This window comes from Novosphingobium mangrovi, from assembly GCF_022818885.1.
GTDB classification, from domain to species: Bacteria; Pseudomonadota; Alphaproteobacteria; order Sphingomonadales; family Sphingomonadaceae; genus Novosphingobium; species Novosphingobium mangrovi.
Genome location: NZ_JALHAT010000041.1, coordinates 34,414 through 55,502, shown reverse-complemented (window position 1 = coordinate 55,502; position 21,089 = coordinate 34,414). Strand labels below are relative to the sequence as shown.

Annotated in this window: 17 protein-coding genes and 1 pseudogene; 8 read left to right on the top strand and 10 right to left on the bottom strand. The window is 63.5% G+C overall.

The features are described from left to right. On the top strand, positions 1-205 hold a 205-nt coding region (locus MTR65_RS17460), incomplete at its 5' end, for a tyrosine-type recombinase/integrase (protein ID WP_243802478.1). A gap of 586 nt (positions 206-791) precedes the next feature. Here MTR65_RS17460 and MTR65_RS17455 read toward each other — a convergent pair. Further along, the gene (locus MTR65_RS17455; RefSeq protein WP_243802484.1) at positions 792-1,532 is read right to left on the bottom strand and encodes a Crp/Fnr family transcriptional regulator; all 741 of its coding nucleotides are present in this window, start codon (positions 1,530-1,532) and stop codon (positions 792-794) included. Positions 1,533-1,809: 277 nt separating this feature from the next. On the opposite strand from MTR65_RS17455, the gene MTR65_RS17450 reads away from it, so the two are divergent. Then, on the top strand, positions 1,810-2,007 hold the full coding sequence (locus MTR65_RS17450) for a hypothetical protein (protein WP_243802476.1): 198 nt from the start codon (positions 1,810-1,812) through the stop codon (positions 2,005-2,007). Positions 2,008-2,100: 93 nt separating this feature from the next. On the opposite strand, the gene MTR65_RS17445 is transcribed toward MTR65_RS17450, so the two are convergent. Then, the gene (locus tag MTR65_RS17445) at positions 2,101-3,498 is read right to left on the bottom strand and encodes an alpha,alpha-trehalose-phosphate synthase (UDP-forming) (protein ID WP_243802473.1); all 1,398 of its coding nucleotides are present in this window, start codon (positions 3,496-3,498) and stop codon (positions 2,101-2,103) included. A gap of 373 nt (positions 3,499-3,871) precedes the next feature. On the opposite strand from MTR65_RS17445, the gene MTR65_RS17440 reads away from it, so the two are divergent. Next, positions 3,872-4,102: a DUF6894 family protein gene (locus tag MTR65_RS17440; protein WP_243802471.1), complete on the top strand. Its 231-nt coding sequence runs from the start codon at positions 3,872-3,874 to the stop codon at positions 4,100-4,102. 13 nt (positions 4,103-4,115) lie between these two features. On the opposite strand, the gene MTR65_RS17435 is transcribed toward MTR65_RS17440, so the two are convergent. Next, positions 4,116-5,279 carry a MalY/PatB family protein gene (locus MTR65_RS17435; RefSeq protein ID WP_243802469.1) on the bottom strand — a complete coding sequence of 388 codons (1,164 nt, stop codon included), beginning with the start codon at positions 5,277-5,279 and terminating at the stop codon, positions 4,116-4,118. A gap of 145 nt (positions 5,280-5,424) precedes the next feature. Here MTR65_RS17435 and MTR65_RS17430 point away from each other — a divergent pair, with 145 nt between their 5' ends. Further along, on the top strand, positions 5,425-6,675 hold the full coding sequence (locus tag MTR65_RS17430; protein WP_243802482.1) for an MFS transporter: 1,251 nt from the start codon (positions 5,425-5,427) through the stop codon (positions 6,673-6,675). Positions 6,676-6,679: 4 nt separating this feature from the next. Here the strand turns inward: MTR65_RS17430 and egtD are convergent, their stop codons facing one another. The 3 genes from egtD to MTR65_RS17415 form a co-directional block, all read right to left on the bottom strand. After that, the gene (egtD, locus tag MTR65_RS17425) at positions 6,680-7,678 is read right to left on the bottom strand and encodes an L-histidine N(alpha)-methyltransferase (protein ID WP_243802467.1); all 999 of its coding nucleotides are present in this window, start codon (positions 7,676-7,678) and stop codon (positions 6,680-6,682) included. 2 nt (positions 7,679-7,680) lie between these two features. Continuing rightward, positions 7,681-8,979 carry an ergothioneine biosynthesis protein EgtB gene (gene egtB / locus MTR65_RS17420; RefSeq protein WP_243802465.1) on the bottom strand — a complete coding sequence of 433 codons (1,299 nt, stop codon included), beginning with the start codon at positions 8,977-8,979 and terminating at the stop codon, positions 7,681-7,683. Between the two features lie 239 nt (positions 8,980-9,218). Then, positions 9,219-10,331, bottom strand: a complete 1,113-nt coding sequence (locus tag MTR65_RS17415; RefSeq protein ID WP_243802463.1) for a glycosyl transferase — start codon at positions 10,329-10,331, stop codon at positions 9,219-9,221. A gap of 132 nt (positions 10,332-10,463) precedes the next feature. Between MTR65_RS17415 and MTR65_RS17410 the strand changes: the two genes are divergently transcribed. The 4 genes from MTR65_RS17410 to MTR65_RS17395 all read left to right on the top strand — a co-directional run bounded on the left by MTR65_RS17410 (position 10,464) and on the right by MTR65_RS17395 (position 14,974). Then, positions 10,464-10,652: a hypothetical protein gene (locus MTR65_RS17410; protein ID WP_243802461.1), complete on the top strand. Its 189-nt coding sequence runs from the start codon at positions 10,464-10,466 to the stop codon at positions 10,650-10,652. Next, positions 10,633-11,304, top strand: a complete 672-nt coding sequence (locus MTR65_RS17405; RefSeq protein ID WP_243802459.1) for a response regulator transcription factor — start codon at positions 10,633-10,635, stop codon at positions 11,302-11,304. Before MTR65_RS17410 ends, MTR65_RS17405 begins: the two co-directional genes overlap by 20 nt. Then, positions 11,304-12,695 (top strand): sensor histidine kinase, encoded by a 1,392-nt coding sequence (locus MTR65_RS17400; RefSeq protein WP_243802457.1) that lies wholly within the window; start codon positions 11,304-11,306, stop codon positions 12,693-12,695. The genes MTR65_RS17405 and MTR65_RS17400 overlap by 1 nt, the downstream gene beginning before the upstream one ends. 251 nt (positions 12,696-12,946) lie before the next feature. Then, positions 12,947-14,974 carry a TonB-dependent receptor gene (locus MTR65_RS17395; RefSeq protein ID WP_243802455.1) on the top strand — a complete coding sequence of 676 codons (2,028 nt, stop codon included), beginning with the start codon at positions 12,947-12,949 and terminating at the stop codon, positions 14,972-14,974. A 354-nt stretch (positions 14,975-15,328) separates the two neighbouring features. Here the strand turns inward: MTR65_RS17395 and MTR65_RS17390 are convergent, their stop codons facing one another. The 4 genes and pseudogenes from MTR65_RS17390 to MTR65_RS17375 all read right to left on the bottom strand — a co-directional run bounded on the left by MTR65_RS17390 (position 15,329) and on the right by MTR65_RS17375 (position 20,944). Continuing rightward, positions 15,329-15,502: a YbdD/YjiX family protein gene (locus tag MTR65_RS17390; RefSeq protein WP_243802453.1), complete on the bottom strand. Its 174-nt coding sequence runs from the start codon at positions 15,500-15,502 to the stop codon at positions 15,329-15,331. Beyond that, positions 15,499-17,533, bottom strand: a pseudogene (locus MTR65_RS17385) (carbon starvation CstA family protein). The gene MTR65_RS17390 and the pseudogene MTR65_RS17385 overlap by 4 nt, the downstream one beginning before the upstream one ends. Positions 17,534-17,591: 58 nt before the next feature. Further along, positions 17,592-18,779 carry a PepSY-associated TM helix domain-containing protein gene (locus tag MTR65_RS17380; protein ID WP_243802451.1) on the bottom strand — a complete coding sequence of 396 codons (1,188 nt, stop codon included), beginning with the start codon at positions 18,777-18,779 and terminating at the stop codon, positions 17,592-17,594. Positions 18,780-18,793: 14 nt separating this feature from the next. Further along, the gene (locus tag MTR65_RS17375; protein WP_243802448.1) at positions 18,794-20,944 is read right to left on the bottom strand and encodes a TonB-dependent siderophore receptor; all 2,151 of its coding nucleotides are present in this window, start codon (positions 20,942-20,944) and stop codon (positions 18,794-18,796) included. Positions 20,945-21,089: the final 145 nt, after the last annotated feature.

Below are 21,089 nucleotides of genomic sequence, written 5' to 3'. Positions count from 1 at the left end.
ATGGGTCACGGGAATTGGCTTGCCGTGCGAGGATTACGGCACGCATTCCTTGAGAAGGACCAAGGCATCCATCATCTACAAGGCCACGGGCAATCTCCGGGCAGTTCAGATCCTGCTCGGGCATACGAAGATCGAAAGCACGGTCAGGTACCTTGGGGTCGATGTGGAAGACGCCTTGGTTTTGGCGGAGGGCACCGAAATCTAAGATTTTCTGGCTCCCTGTTTAGGCGGGGAGCCAGAACCCTACTGCTACCGTTAACCGCAGCGAGTATTGCCCATCTACACAACGCGCACCGACGCATCGTTCATATCCGGCAAGGGGGAGCAGACCGTCCGCTCTTTGGGTGCCCAAATTGACCACCGATTGGAAAAGCAGGGTCGCGTGCTGAAATTCTGCCACGCGTCCATTTGGGGGGCTCGGCACAGGGCAATCGCTAATCACGAAGCTCCACTTGAATGCAGGCTTGGTATATGCCGGACTCGCCTTCTTCGCGGTGCCAGATTTCGACTACATGGTAATAGCCGAAATATCCGCCTATATCCTTCGATATGTATTCCCCAATTCGGGGCAGGAACGTGAACTCTCCCTCAAAAAGGGGGGTGTCTTCATTCTGCTCAAATACTTCAACTTTCGGCATTCGCATCCAGTAGAGCGACCCACAGATTCACGCAATATTCGCCGGAACGTGTAGGGTGCAACGCCCATGGAACGGCCGAGAGTTGTCAGCCTTACGCTGTGAACCTGACATTCCGCTACCGGCCCGTGTTGGGAGTCCAAATTGGAAATCTTGCTACGAAGTTGAACCGCTGCCCTTTGCCGTCAAAGCTTCCGTGTCCAGATAAAGGTAATGCGAATTGAAGTTGCCGCGTTGGGCGAGACCTGTGGGGTCGAGAAGTTCAACCGTGGGCGCATGAACCTCGCACAATCCGGCTTCGCGCAGCTGGCGCAAGGCGCGATTGGTGTGGACGGTGGTGAGGCCGCAGATTTCGGCGATATCGGCCTGGGTCAACGGCAAGGCAAATCGCGTGCCGTCAGATAGTCCGATAGCTTGGAGGCGCAGGTTCATCTCGCTCAGAAAGTGCGCAACGCGGCCAACCGCATCGAGCCGGCCAACCCGAAATAGCCAGGCACGATGCAGCGCTGCGTCAAGCAGTGTCGAGAACCAGAGCTTGCGGGCAAGCTCGGGGCGAGGGTCCAGTATGCGTCTCAGGGCTTCATGCGGAACAATCGCCACCCGCGCGGCGGTCAACGCGCCAATCCCGTGATCGAGCTCGCGCATGGGGTAGGCGTGCAGATCGACGAACTCGCCGGGCACGTGGATGGCGACAAGCTGGCGAAGCCCATGGCGGTCGTCGATGAAGCGAGAGACCAGACCCTCGATCAGCAAGGTGCTGATCTCGACCGTGGTTCGTGGAGGAACGATGACCTGTCGACTTTCGATCTCGCGGACTTCTGCAATCGCGGTTTCCAGCAGAGCCCGCTCTTCCAGACTGAGGTCAACATCGCGACGATTGGCAAGAAAGGCATCCATTAGCACGACGAGGAAGGCTCCATTCGAGTCTACGGCAGGCACCGAAGTAATTCGTGAAAGGGCAGGGTGCTCCCGGGATACGTGCCTTTTTATTGCCGGTCCGTGTCCGGGGCTGGCGGCGCATCACGCCTTGCGCCTCGCCGGGCTTCAGCCTGCGGCGCGTGTGGACTTGATAACTATCAAGGGGATTTGGGGCGTGGTGCCTTCGCTGTCATGCTATCCAGATGGCGCACGAAAGATGCTCGGGCCGTGCGAGCCGCGGGCAGAAAGGTACTCCATGCCCATCTATACGCTGACGTTTGCAGACGACGATCATGGCGTCGCCAAACGCCTGGATTTTACAGCGCCTGACGCCGGTGGCGCGCTCGCCGCGGCGAGGACCGAGGCCGAGAACCGGCCTGCCGAATTGTGGCTGGGAACCAAGCGGCTGTGCCGTGTCCAGCGCGCCGACGAGGTCTGGTATATTTCCCCCTGACACTGGGCTCCAACATCCCGTGCCCGGGGGGACGGGATGGCCGCGCTTCGCCCGTGGCCGACAATCGGCTTCGGCCCCTAGGAGCGGGCCCTGTCAGCCAAAAGGCTGCAGTTCCCCCTCTTCGAAATCGAGGTCGAGCGCCTTGAGGCTCGATCGCAAGACGTTCAGAAAATTATGCGCCCAGGCCGTGGCATCGGTCCTGCGAACAACTTCAATACAATGCCGATAGCGCCGCTGGCGTTCGTCCAGAGGCATGCGGAACGCGTCATCGATCCTGTGCGCCATGGCCTCGATGTCGTAGGGGTTGACCAGAAGAGCCTCGGTCATGTCTTCGGCGGCTCCGGCGAACTGCGACAGGACGAGCACGCCGGGATCTTCCGGATCCTGCGCGGCGATGTATTCCTTGGCAACCAGGTTCATCCCGTCCGCAAGAGAGGTGACGAGGCAGCAGCGAGCCGTGCGAAAGAGGCGCGCCAGACGGGCGCGCTCCACGGAGCGATTGATGAACCGGATCGGTGTCCAATCCAGCTCGGCAAACTGCCCGTTGATCTTGCCGGTCAGGCCCTGAAGTTCTTCCGTGATGTCCTCGTAAGCCTGTACGCCGAGACGCGTCGGAGGTGCTATCTGGACCAGGCAGGGGCGGATATCCTCGGGCCGCAGGTCCTCAAGGTATGTGCCGAAGGCCCGAAAGCGGTTCGGCAGGCCCTTGCTGTAGTCCAGACGATCGACCCCGATCGCGAAGGGAGCGGGACTGGCCCCGCCAAAGACATCGGGCAGCTCGCGCCGGGCTTCCTCCTCGAACGCGGCGGCGTCGATCCCGATCGGGAACGAGCGCACCTGTGAGACATGCCGCCCCAGCTTGATCGACCCATCCGACATGAACTCCGCGCGCGGGTCGTCGCGGAACATCTCCAGACAGCGCGCGACGTCTTCGCGAGTCTGCAATCCGATGAGATTGTAGTGCGCGAGGCATTCGGCAAAGGTTTCGGCCTGCGGCATGATCGAGAGGTCGGCCAAGACCGGAAAGGGAATGTGCAGAAAAAAGCCGATCCGGTTGGTGACACCTAGTTTGCGCAGCTCTCTTGCCAGTGGAATGAAATGGTAGTCCTGCACCCAGATGACGTCTTCGGGGGACACCTGCTGTGCGATCATCGCCGCAATGCGGCGATTGACCGCTTCATAAGCCTCCCGATAGGCGGGCCGGATCTTCACCAGGTCCGGACGGCGATGGCACAGCGGCCAGAGCACCGAGTTGGCATAGCCGAGGTAGTAGTTCTCCATCTCGCTTTCGGTGAGGCGGAAGGCAAGACGCTGGTAGGGCTTCTCGCCGATGCTCTCGAACGCTCCGTGATCGTCTCCGGGCTCGGGGTGTGAGCCGATCCAGCAGCCACCAGATGCCGCGAGCACGTCGTGCAGCGACACCACCAGGCCGCCTGAAGGCGTGTCTCCCATCGGCAGGCGGTTCGAAACCACGATCAGGCGCTCATTCATCGGTCTATCTCCACCTGCATGTGAAAGCTGGTGCAGCGAGAATGCGGCAGTGGAGCGCCTCGTTCCGTCTGGCGTTGGTCAATTGACAATTATCATAGGCTTTGACCGGACTGCGCACGGCATGCCTCATGGGAGCCCGTTCAGAGGCTTCTTTGGCCGCTGAGGAACTGATTGGATCAGATCACGTTCCGTTGGGGAGCGGGCAATGCATACACTCCTAACGGCTTGCGCGCTTTGACGAGGTTTCGTTCCTACCACGTATTCCGTGGCTGTCTGTGCCCTGCGCCAATCCGGCACATGAGTTCCCGGTTGGCGCGCCCATTTCACGCAACACCCGAAAATCGCAGAGCGTAGGGAGACTGGAGCAAGGTCCGTGAACCGTTTCTATTTTGAAGTTCGTGACGGCACGCCCGACGCTGGCGACGTGTCGGCGGACTTCGCGAACGAGGACGCTGCCATCCTTGCCGCGATTCAGCTTGCAGGGGAGCTCCTGCTCGAAGCTCCGCAGCGCTTCCGGCAAACCCAGCCCTGGCAGGTACGGGTTGTCGACGAGAGCCGCGAAGAGCGTTTCGCGATCGCACTCGGTTCGGAGCAGGACGGCTAACGGGCCAAAGCGGCTATCGCGAAAGTCCGCGGATCAGCCGGTCGAGGCCATCTTCGAGCCGTGCGCGCGGGCAGGCGAAGTTGACGCGGATGAAGCCTTCGCCCTGTGCTCCAAAGATCGAGCCGGGCGTGACGCGCACGCCAGCTTCGTGAACCAGTCGATCCGCAAGAGCCTCACTGGACATGCCCAGGCTTCGGCCGTCGATCCAGGCGAGGTAGGTTCCGTCCTGATCGATCACATCGATGTGGGGAAGGTGCCGGGCAAAGGTCTGGCGCAGCAGGCGCTCGTTGCCTTCCAGGTAGGCGATGAGTGCGTTCAGCCAGGCTTCCCCATGCGTGTAGGCCGCCGTCGTGGCGGCCAGCCCCATCGGGTTCAGGTCGCGGATCTGCTGTGCGGTCATGGCGGCCTCCACACGCGCTCGCAATTCGGGATCGTCTACGACCACAAACGCATTCTGCAGCCCCGAAATGTTGAAGGCCTTGCCAGCTCCGGTACAGGTGATGCAGCCCGCCGGAGCGTCTCCAGCCAATGCCGCGAAAGGGGTGAAAGGGTGGTCGCAGAAAGCGAGATCGCCATGGATCTCGTCGCTCACCACGCGTACGCCATGGCGCGCACAGATGCTGGCGACCTGCTCCAGTTCAGCCCGGGTCCACACCCGCCCGCCCGGGTTGTGGGGGTTGCACAGCAAGAGCACGCGCGCCCTTGGGCACGCCGCCTTTCGTTCCAGGTCGGTGAAATCCATTTCGTAGCGACCCTCGCGCAGGACAAGCGGGTTCTTGATCCGGCGGCAGCCCCTGTGCTCGATTGCGGAAAGGAAGCGGTTGTAGACCGGCGGCTGCACGATCACGCCATCCCCCGGCGCGCACAAGGCACCCAGAATGGCCTGGATCGCGGGTGCGACCCCGATCGTCGGGATGATGGCGCTGCGCGGCAGGCGAACGCCGTGGCGCCGCGCGAACCAGTTTGCGATAGCCTCGAAATAGGCCGTATCGGGTGCGGGGTAGCCGAACACGCCATGCGCCACCCGCGCTTCCAGTGCCGCACGCACGGCCGGTGCGCTGCGAAAGTCCATGTCGGCCACCCACATCGGCAGGATGTCTGGACCCTCCTGCCACTTGGCGCAGTCCGATCCGCTGCGCTCCACAGGGGTGTCAAAGTCGAAAAGTCCCTCAGTCACACAGAACGGCCCCATTCGCAGGCAAAGGTGCGGTCACGCTGGCCTTGTTCGGGCCGCTCGAATGCGGCACCCTTGGCAGATGCACGGCGAAGCCAGCCAAAGCGCGCGCAGCGCCGAACCCTTGCCTTCTGCTCATCACGTGCCGATGCCCCGGCGCTCGATGGTCATTGCCGCGCTCTCGACGATGGTCGAGTGGTACGATTTCACGCTCTATCTCTATTTCGCGACGGTCCTGGCGCGGGTGTTCTTCGCAGCGGACGGACATTCGATGACGCAGACGTTGGGGGGCTTCGCCGTCGCCTACCTGCTGCGTCCGATCGGCGCGCTGGTGTTCGGCCACCTTGGCGACCGCTTCGGGCGGCGGTTTTCGATGCTCGGCTCGATGGCGCTGATGACGGCGGCCATGCTGGCCACGGCCGTCTTGCCCACTTATGCGCAGGCGGGCCCTGTGGCGGGCGTGTTGCTGGTGCTCCTGCGCTGCGTGATGTCGTTTTCGGTCGGCGGTGAATATACCGGGGTTGTCGCCTACCTGCTCGAAGGCGCGCAGGCGCATCGCCGGGGCCTCGTCGCCAGCTGCGCGTCGGCATCGAGCGAAATCGGCGCTCTTCTGGCGGCGGGTGCCGCTGCGCTGACGGTGTGGGTCCTGCCGCCCGACGCGCTGGTCGTATGGGGCTGGCGCATCCCGTTCCTGTTCGGCGGGGCGCTGGCAGGCTCTGTGCTGATCGCCCGGGCCGCGCTTGCCGAAACCCCCGAGTTCCATGCCCAGAAACGCAGCGGCACGGTCCCGGAGCGACCGATCCGGCACATTCTGGCGGGACATCGCGCCGCCATCGCACGTGGCTTTGCGATCTCGGCCCTGGGTTCGATCACCTACTATGTGGGGATCACCTATGTGCCCGCGTTTCTCGACGCGACCGGAACCATGCCCGAAACGCAGGCTCTCTCGATCTCGACCCTGGCCGCGCTTACGGTGATCCTGGTGACGCCGCTGACGGGAATACTCTCGGACCGTATCGGCCGGCGCCCGGTGCTCGTCGTGTTGGCTCTTGTCGCGATCCTCCTGCCCTCGGCCCTCTTTGCAGGCATGACCACGAACGGGCTCGCGACCTGGACAGGCGCCCTGATCATGGCCGCGCTTGGCGGAGCGGTCAGCGCGGTGGGCGCGGTGACCACGGCCGAACTGTTCCCGGGCGAGGGGCGTCTCAGCGGCCTGGCTCTGGGCGCGACGAGCGCGACCGCCATCTTCGGCGGACTTACCCCCGTGCTCGCGCATCTTCTGGTGACCGGCACCGGTTGGGCGGGGGCACCGGGCGCCATGATATCGGCTGTTGCGCTGTGCGTGCTCGCGGTGTTCGTGCGCATGCCCGAAACGGCGCCTGTTCGCCAAGCCCGCTAACCTCTCAGCCACGCTCCTGATCGCAGGCTCGGGCGAGCAACAGGGAATAGTCCCCATCCGCATCGCTCCAGTGGCACTGCGTGGCCCAGCCTCCGGCGGCAAGCAGATCTTCCATGCCCTGAGGCGTGTACTTGTGGCAGTTTTCGGTGTGAATGGTCTCGCCATGGCCCATGGTGAACGGCCTGCCGGCAACTTCGAAGCGGACATCGCGAAGCGCTTCGAGGTGCATCTCGATGCGGCTACGCTCCTCGTTCCAGAGAGCCAGATGGCGGAAGCCGTCGAGCGGTATCGATCCCTCGAGTTCGCGGTTGATGCGGGTCAGGAGGTTGAGATTGAACCGGGCGGTGACGCCCTGGGCATCGTCGTAGGCGGCAATGAGCCGGTCCGGCTCCTTCGCGCGGTCCATGCCGATGAGCAGCCAGGCGCCTTCGCCGAGGGTACGGCGCATGGCGCGGAGCATGTCGAGAGCTTCGGCGTGCAGCAGGTTGCCGATGGTGGAGCCGGGAAAGAAGCCGAGCACTTCGGGTGACTCGCGGTCGGAGGACTTCACGCAGGAGGGCAGCGCCACTTCCTGCATGAAATCGCCTTCGACGGGCAGAATCTCCAGTCCGGGGAAGCGCGCGCCCAGTTCGGCGCAGGCGGCATCCATGAATTCGCCGCAGATATCGATGGGAACGTAGGTCGTTTTCGGCATGTGTTCGAGCAGGATGCGTGTCTTGAGCGAACTTCCCGATCCGAATTCGACCACCGGCGCGTCCGCGCCGCTCTGGCGCACGACGTCCGCGCTGTGCGCGCGCAGCAACGCGGTTTCGGTGCGCGTGGGATAGTACTCGGGGGCCTGCGTGATCGCCTCGAAGATCTCCGAGCCTGTCTCGTCGTAAAGCCAACGGGCCGGGATGGACTTGGCCCTCCCGCCAAGGCCGCTGAGCACATCGGCCCGAAAGGCGGGGTCGAAGCAGGGGGGGCGCGATTGCCGGGGTGCGTCGAGCGGTGATGTGGCCATGTCTAGAGATCCCTTGCAAGGCGCAGGCCGGTGAATTGCCAGCGCTGGTGCGGATGGAAGAAATTGCGGTAGGTCGCACGCACGTGGCCGCGCGGGCTCGCGCAGCTTCCTCCACGCAGGACGAACTGGTTGGACATGAACTTCCCGTTGTATTCGCCCACAGCGCCCGGAGCGGGGCGAAACCCCGGCCAGGGGCGATAGGCCGACCCCGTCCATTCCCAGACATTGCCGAAAAGCGAGGCAAAGTCCCCTTCCGGGAGCACGCCACGGGGGTGGACGGCTTCGGCGCGGTCGAGCTGGACTCCGCCCGTCGCGGCATGCGCGCTGGCGGCCGCTTCCCATTCCTGCTCGGTGGGGAGGCGCGCGCCGGCCCATGTGGCATAGGCGTCCGCTTCGTAGAACGAGATGTGCGTCACGGGCGCGTCGAGGTCGATCATTTGCCACCCCGAAAGCGTGAAGGTCTCACGCGCTTCGGGCTCGGCCTCCTCGCGCCAGTAGAGCGGAGCCGCCACGCCCTCGCGGCGGACCCAGTCCCACCCGTCGGACAGCCATAGGGAGGCCGTCGCATAGCCACCATCGGCGATGAAGGCGCACCATTCGCGGTTGGTGACAGGGCGATTGGCGAGGGCGTGGGGCGCAAGCCATTGCGTGTGCGCTGGCCCCTCGTTGTCAAACGCGAACCCCTCGCCGGTGTGGCCGAAGGTCCGGGCGCCTGTCGGTCCTTCGATCCACTTGAGATCGGCGGGAACGCAGGAGGATGTCCGGAGGCCTTCCTCACGATAGGAGGGCCCCAGCGGGTTGCACGAAAGGAGATGTTTCAGGTCGGTCAGCAGCAATTCCTGGTGCTGCTGTTCGTGCTGCAGGCCCAGTTCCAGCAGGGCGGCATGGTGTTCCTGAAGGTCGGGCCAGACGCGCTCGAGTGCGGCATCGACATGCGCGCGATAGGCGAGGACCTCCTCCAGGGTGGGACGGGTGAGCAGGCCGCGCTGGGGGCGGGCCAGACGGGCGCCTTCGGCTTCGTAGTAGCTGTTGAAGAGGAAGGGCCACTTTTCGTCGAACAGGCGATAGTCGGATCGCGTGTCGCGCAGCAGGAAGGTCTCGAAGAACCAGGTCGTATGGGCCAGGTGCCATTTGACCGGAGAGGCATCGGGCATCGACTGGACGGTCGCGTCGGCTTCGTTGAGCCCGCTGGCAAGCGCGACGCTGAGGTCGCGTATCGTCCGGAAATGCGTCAGGTCCGGCGGACCGGCCCGGACCTGCTCGGTTGCGGCGGACGCGATTGGAGCGCGGGGTGAATACATGCCTTCGGCCTCGATCCCGGTGGGTGGTCGATATGGCCGCCCTCCCCAAACAAAGGCCGTTCAGCGCGAAAGTTCCAAGTCGGAACGCAGGACATGGCCGCGAGGCCGCTTTGACGCCCCACATCGCGGCATGTCCGGGGCGCAATGCAATGGCGTCTTCCCGCCACATCCGCCGACAAAGCCGCCACTGCGGGCTTCAAAGTGATGCGCCTGCAGCAGCCTTAGGTTTATAGTCCCGATCATGGGGCGATCTGGCCAAACGAGATCGTGCCTGTCGTCCTTCCCGGGGTGCCCATCACGGGTTTTGCATTGCTCACATAGTGGGTGATCATGTGGGCGATGCGCTGGCACGGCTCCGTCTCTGCAAAGCCTGCATTGCCAGCCTCATCTCGTACAAGTCCGTCAAAAGCGGCCTCTGTACGTCTCTCCTGCACGGCACGATAGGCGGGCCAGCTTTCAAACGCATGTCGGATCGCCATATCCAGATCATCGTCTGGCTCGATCACGGGCCCGAAGTCCCACATGGCATAATCAGGATTGCCCTGCCATGCGGCATCGTGGCCGTTAATGAACAAGCACGGCCGCGGGCGAACCAGATATTCGTATATCTGGCTGCTGACATCGCCGACGTAGAGGTCGGCCGCCATTGTGTAGCTCATGTCCACCGACCGCTCCGACCCCAGATCGACAAGGACTCGGTCCTTCACGGCGAGTGCCTGCCAATCCTGCTTTAGCGTATCGCTCCAGTGCCTTGCCATGCGAATATGCGGTGCAATCACAAGGTTGTAGCGTTCCGATGCGCAGACTGCATTCGCTAGTCGGCGCGCCATTTTATGGCCCGAACCCATGCGAAGATGAAAATGCGGGTTGTAGAGAATGACAGGCCTGTCATCGGGAAACAGAGACTGACGCCTCAAGCCGGCCCGCATCGACGCAGCCAGTTTTACAGGACCGCCAACCACACACCTTTCCGGTGTGCAGCGTCCCCCGGCAATCAGTCGCTCGCGGTCCTTGGCCCCTGCCACAAAGACCTTGTCGAAATGACGGAACCGGTCTTCAAAGCCTACGGCACGATCGCCAGCCCCATGTGGAATATGGAACAAGGGAGGGCAGTGGCCAGGTAGTCGCTTCAGGATCGTGCTCGTCCGCTCTGCGCACAGGATGGCATCGCAATCGCGGATCCGGTTTGCCGCCAGCAACAGTTGCGCGGTTTTCTGCGTCGCAGGCGGTAACATAGCCCGCAGAGCGCTTGGCATCTTCATGATCACGATCTCAGGCAGCGGCATGGCCAGCTTGTCGGCCAATGCCGCGATGCCGTCCGCATCGTCAGAGGTCGGTGCGAAAATCCGCACCTGGCACTGCCTTGATTGCTCCAGCTCGAACGCGACTGGCAGAAAGTGGAGGTGCTGGTGGGAACCGCCGATCGCCGGCACATGCACAGTCACAGGCACAAGGCTACGCGCCGATTAGGATAGGCTGCAGTCATGCCGCGCATCTGGCAGCACCTCATGACCGGGGCATGGGCGATACATTTGATTTTGCCCATGTTCGCGCACCGCCGCGTCTCGACCACCGGGAGCGCACGCTCTATCGTCACGATTGGTGATGAACGCAGTACGGCGGGCAAGGCGATGGATCGGAGTGCGGGGCCGGATGCAGATATTGTTGATTGAGGATGACGATGCGTTGGCCGCGCATGTCGCAAACGGGCTGCGCCAAAGCGGGCATGTCGTTACGCATTGCCGCGACGGGCGGCATGGGCTCATGCAGGTCAGCTCTGAGAGCTATGACGTCATCGTTCTTGATCGGATGCTGCCACACGTGGACGGGATGAAAATTCTTGCCGCGCTACGTGCCACCGATGACGAAACGCCCGTCTTGCTGATCAGCGCGCTAGGGGATGTAGATGAACGAGTTAAGGGGCTGCGTGCGGGTGGCGACGATTACCTGCCCAAGCCCTTTGCGATGTCGGAATTGCTGGCAAGGGTGGATGTGCTGGCGCGCCGAAAGGCACCTGTTGTCGAGAGTGGGTTTCTGCACCATGCCGATATCGAAATCGACACATTGGCCCGCATCGTGCGTCGCGCTGGCCAGCGCATCGAACTGACCTCCCGCGAATTTGGCTTATTGGTCGAGTTGGTCCGCAATGTCGGGCGTGTCGTCACCCGTTCCATGTTGCTGGAGCGCGTCTGGGATTACAATTTCGATCCCCAGACCAACATCATCGACCAGCATATCAGCAATTTGCGTAAAAAGCTGGAGATTGAAGGACGAGCCTCGCCGATACAGACGGTGCGTGGCGCCGGATACATGATCACCCCTTGATGAAGAACTTGTTCCGATCTCTCTCTTTCCGGTTGGCTGTGACCTATGCGGCGCTGTTTTGCGGTTCGCTGGCGCTGTTGTTCGCCGCCTTTTTCTGGCTGGCCGCGTCCCGACCGCTTGGTGCGGTACGTACGCAGGTCAGCGCCGAGCTGGCCGAAATGGAAACGGTCTATGCCGAAGAGGGCATGCGCGAACTGGCCGAGCGGCTCGAAGCACGCGCCAGGCCAACGTCAGGTGTGGACCGCGCCTTTCATGCCCTGATCGCGGCGGATGGGACTGTGATTACAAGCAATCTGCCCAGCTGGCCCAGCCAGGTGCAGACCGGCTTCTACTCGATCGAGGCGGATGTCTATCTTGAAGGAGGTGAGATCGATTTCAGCGCTTTGTCGCGCGAACGCCAGTTTCCCGATGGGACGCGTCTGATCGTGGGCCGCGATGCCGAGGTTGTGGAGGATCGCCAGGAGGTGCTGTTGGCCACATTCCCTGTCTTGATTGCCTTGGTCCTGTTGCTGGCCGTGTCGGGTGGATATTTGATGAGCCGAGCGATTGGCCACCGGATTGAGGTCATTTCGGCCGCCGCCCGTCGCGTGATGGGGGGACGATTGGCAGCGCGTGTTCCAGTCCATGGCAGCGGCGACGACTTTGACCGGCTCAGCCATACCCTGAACCTGATGCTCGAGCAGAACGAGGTACTGTTTGAATCGGTGAGGCGCGTATCTGACAATATCGCCCACGAACTCAGAACTCCGCTGTCGCGCGTCCTTGCTGTTCTGGACGATGCGACTGCAGATGATGCCGCAGATGAAACCAGCGTAATGCGAGAGGCGCGCGAGGAGCTGGCTCGCCTGCAAGCGATTATCAACGCCACCTTGCGCATCGCACGGATCGAAGGCGGGCGTCATGATTCCGGTTTTGCAGCGGTCGATCTTGCCACAATTGTACGCGACGCAGTTGAGTTATACGAACCGGCAGCTGCGCTGCGGCATCTAAAAATCTCCGTCGAAGGGCCAGCAACCCTGTCGCTTTCGGCAGACCGCGATCTGCTGTTTCAGGCAATTAGCAACCTGCTCGACAATGCCGTCAAATATAGCCTTGGCGGTAGCATGATCGGCATCACACTGCGTGAAGAGGATGATCGCGCACGTCTGGAAATCGACAATGAGGGTCTGCCCCTGCTGGCAGCCGAGGCGGAACAGGTGACCGAGCGCTTTTTTCGCGGAGCGGCTGCGAGCGATCTGCCCGGCCATGGACTAGGCCTGACCCTCGTCGCCGCCATCGTCCAAAGGCATGAGGGTGAACTCAAAGTGCATGCCAACGGTGGCCATACCAAAGTCGCTATCGTACTGCGCCGACGACGTCCTGCTGATGCGTCGACAAAACCTCAGGAATGACCGCTATCCGCAAGCCACCCTCAAGCATGCCGCAAATCCCGCTCGTTGCCCCTCAAATGCGACAAGCGTCGATACAGGCGCCGCAACCACACCTGGGAACGGAAATCTTACAGCTGAGCGCCCGAGAAGGGTCGGGAGCTGCCTGGTAGGAACCTGCCAATTTCATGCATTTATTATTCTAATCAGCAATTTGTTGATTGCGAAGGTGGGGACAGGAAGGCATTTTGCGGGCCGCTGTCGAGGAAAGCTGGATGCAACACGCCACGGATCAACCCACTACTGCCCAAGTTGCTCCTGCGGACACATCCTCCGACATTATCGAAGTGATCGGCAAGCGCGTGGACACTGCGCTCGATTTAGACAGGCGGACCTATGAAGTGCGCGAAACGGCCCAGTCCGTGCAGAAGAATGCCCTGCAACTCCTGCGCGGATTGCCTGCCGTAACCGTGACGCCGGACGACAGTCTTCTCGTGCTCGGCGCCGGGGTGACTACGATCTATGTCGATGGACGTCCGTTTCTCGGTGACATCTGTCAGTTCCTGCGCTCACTGCACGGGAGTGACATTGCGCGGATCGAGGTGATCACCAACCCGTCCGCGCAGTTCTCGGCCGAAGGCGCAGGCGGCGTGATCAACCTGATCTTGCGCAAGACGCAGGAGGAAGGTCTCTCGGGAAACGCGAGTTACGAGGCGAGCAGCTGGGGCTTCGGTCTGCTCGACACCACGCTGAACCACAGGCACGCGGATTGGACCTACCAGCTCAAGGCCTCTGGCAATATCGGGCGCAGGCTGCGCCGTACGCATCACGACACGCGAAGTGTCCGTTCGGAGCAAGGCGCTCAGGCCACGATCAACCGCGAGGATGGCCTTGCCACCTATGACGGAACAGACGGACGCGTCACGGCCAAGGTGACCTACGATCTCGATGCGAAAACGAGTCTTTCCGGACAACTTCGAGGCGGCGGCGGCCACGACGTCACAGTCAACAGGCTGAACTTCTCCGCGATAACGCCCGATTTCGCACCGTTTTCGCAGCACACCCGCCTCGACAGCTACGGCGCATTTCTCGATGGCCAGCTCAGTCTCGCCCATACCGGGACCACCAAAGGCGAGGCGGTGAATGCGAGTGTGCAGTTCTTCAAGAGCACCCGGCTCCATGACATGACGCAGGCGCGGTTCAGCGACGGGCGAGTGTACGCGATTGATTTGAAGCATCCCGCCTACTCCATCGATGCCAAGCTCGACTGGAAGCATCCGATGGCCGCAGGACAGATCCTCTCGACCGGGGCGTCCTGGCACGTCGACGGCATTTCCCAGGACTATGCCTACACCAGCAACGATGCCGCTTCGCTGGGAGCGGACGCCCGGGATAGCTACGAAGCGCGCAGCAGCACTGTGGCGGCCTACGCGACGTTCCAACAGGCCCTTGGACGCTTGACACTCGCCCCTGGCCTGCGCGGGGAGACCAATCTGCGCCGGATCACGAACCCCGGCGACGAGACGCTGCGGCTCGACCGGACCAAGCTCTTTCCAAGCTTCCACGCCAGTTTCAAGGCCAGCACGACCCTCCGACTCCAGGCCAGTTACAGCAAGCGTATCGAGCGCGTTCCTCTCGACTATCTGGCCCCCTATGGCGCGGTGAAGGATGTCAACACGGTCTTTGAAGGCAATTCCGAGCTCAAGGACCAGAGCATTGATTCCTATGAGCTGGGCATTCAGTTCCGCCCAGGCAAGATCGAAGCGAGCGCCACCCTCTATCTGCGCCAGACAAGTCGGTTGTGGAACGAGAGCTACTCGGTCAACAACGCCGGAAACAGCGTCTACACATATGTGAATGCGGGAAGCCGAACGAGTGCCGGTGGCCAATTCGATCTGGCACTTCCCCTTCCTGCAGGTCTCAAGGTTCAGGCCAGCGCCAACCTTTTTGACGAACGCTCACCCGTCTATGGGGGGGAGGCTAGTCGCGTGCTCCATACGCTGCGCTATTCGACCAACGGAACACTTGAGTGGTCGGCCAAGGACCGCGGCACCATACCGGGCGACGTAGCTCAGCTGCAATGGTCGTGGAACAGCGCCTCGCGTGAGTACCAGATTCGCAAAGGTGCCTGGTACGATGCCAGCGTTGCCTATACCCACAATTTCTCGAAGACGATGTCGATCACCGGAACCTTTCGCTTTTCCGGAGTGAGCCAATATCGCCTTGCTGCACCGCTGGTGGAAGAGACCACACGGCGTCAGCGTACCCCGGAATTTCAGCTGAAGCTGTACAAAACCTTGTAGTCCTGGAACCGGCGATCATCGCTCACGGAAATCTGATTGTCTGCAGTTGGGCGATGTGATTCGGGCATAGAGCCAGAGATTCGCCTTCCGCCCCCCTCGTCTTACAGTAGCGTCAGAGGATAGCGAGCCGGCCCACTCATGGGCCTGGGCAGCTTTTGAGATCGCTTCTGACGATTTGGAGTGCGGATGCGGAACGCGACAGGCAATACGCGATCCTGCCATGTTGTGGCCTTGGCGCGAGACTTTGACCGGAAGCTCGCCAAATATACATCGGGGGCGCCACCCTTTGCAGGCCCACCGCATTTGTAAGGCCTGAAATTTCGCATGCAGCCCGGTCCGTGGGGAGTTGCGCCCTCAGCAGCACTTACCGCCGCCCGCACCGCCGAAGCGAGCCGCCTCGCGGTTGCGGAAGAATTCGACGCGGCTCATCGGCTCCTGCCCCGGGTGGTGGCGGGCCATGTGCGCCAGATAGACTTCGTAGGGCGGCTGCCCGACCATGAGCCGCAAGGTGTCGCGCAGGATCTTCATGACGCGGCCAGCATGTGCGCGGGGCTTTCTCGGACACTGGGCGCTTCGCTTCGCAGGGCGGCAAGGCAGGTGCGCACCGTGAAGCCGAGCAGCGAGAGGACCACGGCGAGGAAGATCACGCACAGCCCCGCATCCACCCGGTCGTTGAAGATGATCGCGTCCATCTCGGCCATCGATTTGGCCGGGGCCAGAACCGTGCCGCTTGCGGCGGCGGCGCCGAACTTGGCGGCGTGGGCGAGTAAGCCGACCGCCGGATCGGCCGAGAAGAGCTTGAGGAACCCGGCGCTCAGCGTGCAGATCAGCAGCCATACGGTGGGGATCACGGTGACGAAGGCAAAACGCTGGCGCTTCATGCGGAACAGTACGCAGGTTGCCAGCATGAGCGCGACCGCCGCCAGCATCTGGTTGGAAATGCCAAAAACTGGCCACAATGTGTTCACCCCGCCCAGCGGATCGGTGACGCCCTGATAGAGGAAGAAGCCCCAGCTTGCGACGCACAGGCCCGTGGCGACGACACCCGGCACCCACGACGTCCCGGCGCGGAACGAGGGCACGGCAAGGCCGATCAGGTCCTGGAGCATGAAGCGCCCCGCGCGCGTGCCCGCATCCACCGCAGTAAGGATGAAAAGCGCCTCGAAGAGGATCGCGAAGTGGTACCAGAAAGCCTTCATCGCGCTGCCGCCCGCGATGTGGCTGAAAATCTCAGCCATGGCGACGGCAAGGGTGGGGGCGCCGCCGGTGCGCGAAATGATGGTGTGTTCGCCCACGTCGCGCGCGGTCTGGGTCAGCAGCTCGGGCGTGACAGGGAAGCCCATGGCCGAAACCGCCTGCGCGGCGCTGGCGGGGTCGGTGCCCAGAACTGCGGCGGGGCTGTTCATGGCGAAATAGATGCCCGGATTGAGGATCGTGGCCCCCACCAGCGCCATGATCGCGACGAAGGCCTCCATCAGCATCGCGCCGTAGCCGATGAAGGGGGCATCGGTTTCGGCCGCGATCAACTTGGGGGTCGTGCCGCTGGCGATGAGGGCGTGGAAGCCCGAAACCGCGCCGCAGGCGATCGTGATGAAGAGGAACGGGAAGAGCGCGCCCGACCAGGCCGGGCCGCCGCCGTCCACGAACTGGGTGAGGGCGGGCATGCGCAGCGGCGGCGCCATGACCACGATGCCGATGGCCAGCGCACTGATCGCGCCGATCTTGAGGAAGGTGGAGAGATAGTCGCGCGGGGCAAGCAGCAGCCACACCGGCAGCAGCGAGGCGAGCGCGCCGTAGACGATGAGAATCCAGCACAAAGCCTCGGGGCTGAACGTGAAAAGCGGCCCCAGGACCGGTGAGGCCGCGATATCCTGTCCGAAGACGATGGCCGCAATCAGCCCCGCGCAGCCCAGGATCGAGACTTCGCCGATCCGACCGGGGCGGATCCAGCGGGTATAGACGCCCATCGCGAGGGCCAGCGGGATCGTGGCGGCGACGGTGAACATGCCCCAAGGACTTTCGGCCAAGGCGCGCACGACGATGAGCGCGAGGACCGCGAGGATGATGACCATGATGAGGAAGGCCCCGGCGAGCGCGATCGTGCAGTTCGCCCAGCGACTTGCCGTCGCGCCGCATCGAGATGAACAGCACCATGAAGTCCTGCACGGCGCCTGCCAGCACCACGCCGAAGATGATCCACAAGGTCCCGGGCAGATAGCCCATCTGCGCGGCCAGCACCGGGCCGACCAGCGGACCGGCTCCGGCGATGGCGGCGAAGTGGTGGCCGAACAGGACGCGCTTGTCGGTGGCGACATAGTCGAGCCCGTCGGCGCGGGTGTGAGCCGGTGTCGCGCGCCTGGGATCGAGCTGCATCACATGGCGCGCGATGTAGAGCGCATAGTAGCGGTAGCCGACAAGGAAACTGCTGATCGCCGCGACCACGATCCACAGCGCGTTGACATCCTCCCCGCGCGACACGGCCAGCACGGACAGGCACACGGTGGCGGCAAGGGCGAGCACGACCCAGGGGGCGTGGCGGAGAAGTGAGGAGGCGTTCATGCCCCGGGTATCGAGCGCTTTGGGCGTTCTGGCAATCCTGTGTGTGATGTGCGCTGGCTCACACGGCTCCGCCAATGGCATAGGGCGTGAGGACAAGGGCGAGGAGGATCAGCGCCAGACTGGCCCAGGCCCAGGCGCCCATCCCCTGCCAAGCGATGGTGACAGCGCCGCGCGCGCCGCGCTCCGCCTTTTCGAGGCGCTTGGCGTAGATGATGACCCCGGTCACCGACATCCCGGTGAGGATCAGGCCGAAGAGGAACCAGATGACCTTGGTGAAAAGCCCACCGAAGGTGCCGAAATGCAGCGGGTCGGCCATCTCCGAGATGCGCTCATGGAGGCCCAGCTCCTCGCCCGCCAGCTGCGTCAGCACCGCTCCGTCGGCCGGGTCGAGCGCGACCCCGTTCGCCCGGTCGCGCACCAGCCAGGCGGCGTCCTGCCCCAGCACGATCACGCCCTGCCGGGGTGTGAAGCGGATCTCGCGGATGTGGAGGTCCGGGCGCAGGTGCCGGGCCCGTGCGACGAGCCGGTCGAGCGCCGCTCCTGTCGGTGCCGCGCGCGCCTGTTCGGTCCGGGCAAGTTCGGGAACAGGCGCGCGGCCACCGAGCGTCTCGACCAGATACCACAGGCCGGTCAGCGAAATGAGGGCGACGAACCACAGGCTCCACAGCCCGCCAAGGCGGTGCAGGTCTCCGCTGAGGCGCCGGGCATCCCCGCCCCGTGGCCTCTTGAAGAAGCCGCGCCACCACTTCTTGTAGGTGACGATGCCGGTCACGAGCGAGGCCAGGAAGAGGAGCGCCAGCGCGCTGACGATGGGAATACCGATCTGCGTCGGCAACATCAGGTGCCGGTGGATCTGGCGCAGGAAGCGGTGCACGTTGGCCCAGCCATGCGTGCCGGTGACCTTGCCGCTCCACGGATCGACATAGACCCTGCGGGGGGAACCCGCGCCGGTATCGACCCAGGCTTCGGCGGTGAACCAGGGGTTGATCGGGGCGTGGAGCGACTGCAGGCGTCCCTCGGGCACCGCCCTGGCCGCAGCGGCGGCCAGCGTGCCCCAGCTGGCGCGCGGTCCCGTGTGCGGGGTGGCGCGCATGGCGGGCGTCACCAGCCAGTCGATCTCGTGGGCGAAGACCGCAAGCGTGCCGGTCGCCAGCACGAAGGTCATGAAGATCGAGAGCTTGAAACCCGCCCAGCTGTGGACCCGCCACCACAGCGAACGCCCCTTGGGCTTGCGCGTCTTTGCCATGCCTGCCGCCGCGCTCAGAACCGCACGCGCAGTTCGGCCAGGAACGTGCGCGGCGATCCGGGGAAATGGCCGCTGCGGTTGGAGAAGCCCGAGGCCGCATAGACCTTGTCGAAGATGTTGTCGGCGCGCAGCAGAAGTTCGGCGAAGCCCAGGCTCTTGGTGATCGAGGCGTCGAAGATGGTGTAGGGCTTCACAGTCTGGCCCGAGAGGCTGATCCGGCGTGAGACATGCTCGCCTCCGAAAGCGAAGGCCGCGGCGATGGCGGGCACCTGGTAGCGCGTCCAGAAGCCGACCTTGTGCCGCGGCGCGTTGGCGAAGCGGTCGCCCACGCCGTTGGTGATCGCCTGGCCCTCGACCGTGTCGGTGATGCGCGTGTCGTTGTAGCCGTAGTTCACCATCAGCACCCAGTCGGGGGTGAGGTCGGTGGTGAGGTCGATTTCGAAGCCCTTGCTGGTGACTTCGCCGATGGGCGCGAGCTGGTCGACGCCGTTGACGGGGGGAAGCGCGGGGTCGACCTGCAGGATGTTGCGGCGCACGATCCGGTAGAGCGCCGCGTTGGCCTGGAGACGGCCATCGAAGAGCTGCGTCTTCACGCCGCCTTCGATCTGGTTGCCGGTGACGGGCGCGAAGGGGCCGCCGGCATCGCTGTTCTGATCCGCCGCGCTCTGCGGCTCGAAGCTCTGCGACCAGCTGGCGTAGAGCGAGACGTCGGTGCGGGGCTTGAAGATCGCGCCGCCGCGCAGCGTCACATCGCTGTCGGCGTAGCGCGTACGGTCCTGCAGCGCGCCGCCAAGGCTGCGGATCACCTCGTCCTCGAAATGATCGTAGCGAATGCCCGCCACGAGCAACAGTGCGTCGGTGAGGCTGATCTGGTCCTGGAGGTAGGCGCCCTGGCGGCGGGTGCGCGTGTCGGTGGTGGTATAGGGAAGCTGCGCGGCGCGCTGCGCATCGCCCGCACCCAGGCCATAGACCGGATTGCTGAGGCTGAGCGGGGCGACGTCGGTGCGCAGGATGCGCGAATGCAGCACGCTCGTCTCGTCGTACCAGTCGGCCCCGGCCTGGAAGTTGTGCTCCAGTCCCAGCAGATTCACCCGCGCCGTCGTGTTGACCATGAACGAGAGCCCGTCGACGGGACGGATCTGGTCGCGGAATTCGCGCACGACCAGGTCCGGGTTGTCGGCCACGAGCCCGCGCGGCTCGTGGTACTGCTGCGTCTCCTTCGCCTTGAAGTAGCGCGCGCCCGCGTTGAAGGTCACCGCCTCGCCGATGCGTGTCTCATAGCGCGCCTGGTAAGCTTCGGAGCGCAGGTTCAGAAAATCGGTCTTCTCGTTCGCGTTCCAGCGGATGTCGGTGAGGAAGTTGCCGTCATCATCGACGAGCACCCCGCGCAGGCGGTTGGCCTGCAGCTCATTGTCGTAGACCGTGGCCTGCAGGGTCAGCTTGCCACCCTCGTTCGTGCGAATGGCAAGGCCCGCATCGCCGATGCGCGATTTGTTCTGGGTGTTGCGGCGGTAGGGATCCATCGATTCGTAGAAGCCGCCGAGCCGGTAGGTGAGGATCCCATCGCGGTCGATCGCTCCTGTCGCTTCGGCGGACAGGCCTATCCGGTCGTAGGTGCCGCCGGTGAGGACGGCGCGCAGGCCGGTTTCCTCGGACGGGGTCTTGGAGACGTAGTTGATGATGCCGCCGGGCGAGCCGGGGCCGAAGAACAGACCCGCCGGGCCCTTGAGCACTTCCACCCGCTCGATGTTGAAAAGCTGGGGGACGGAGAAGCCGATGAAGGGATTGCCGCGCTGCCCATCGTAGAAGGACTGGTCCTGCCGGAAGCCGCGGAAGGTGACGCCCGCATAGCTGAAGAAGCTGACGCCCGAGATGTTGCGGTAGATGTCGGTCGCATCGCGGGCCCCCTGGTCGGCGAAGAGCTCCGAATTGATAACCTGGAGAGCCTGGGGAATGTTCATCGGGTCCTGCGCGACCTTGCCGACGGTGGTCTCCTCGACACGGTAGAGGCGCTGTGCGCGGCCGGTGACGAGAATCTCGCCCGCTGTCGTGGTGTCTCTGGTCGGCGTGGACGCGGCCTCGGGGGCCGGGGCCTCCTGGGCCGCGGCGGGTATGGCAACGAAAGCGGCCGCCGACGCGATCAGCGCGGCCCGGAATGAAAGCACGTGTATCTCCCCTGTTACATTGCTGCGAATTGTTCGCAGCAGGGGCTTCGTAGCTACCACTACTCATATTGCAATAGCTATTGCGACTTATTTGCATTCTGGGGGGGGAGTTCGTTGCACCATGGGCGCTCAGTCTTGGAGGCAA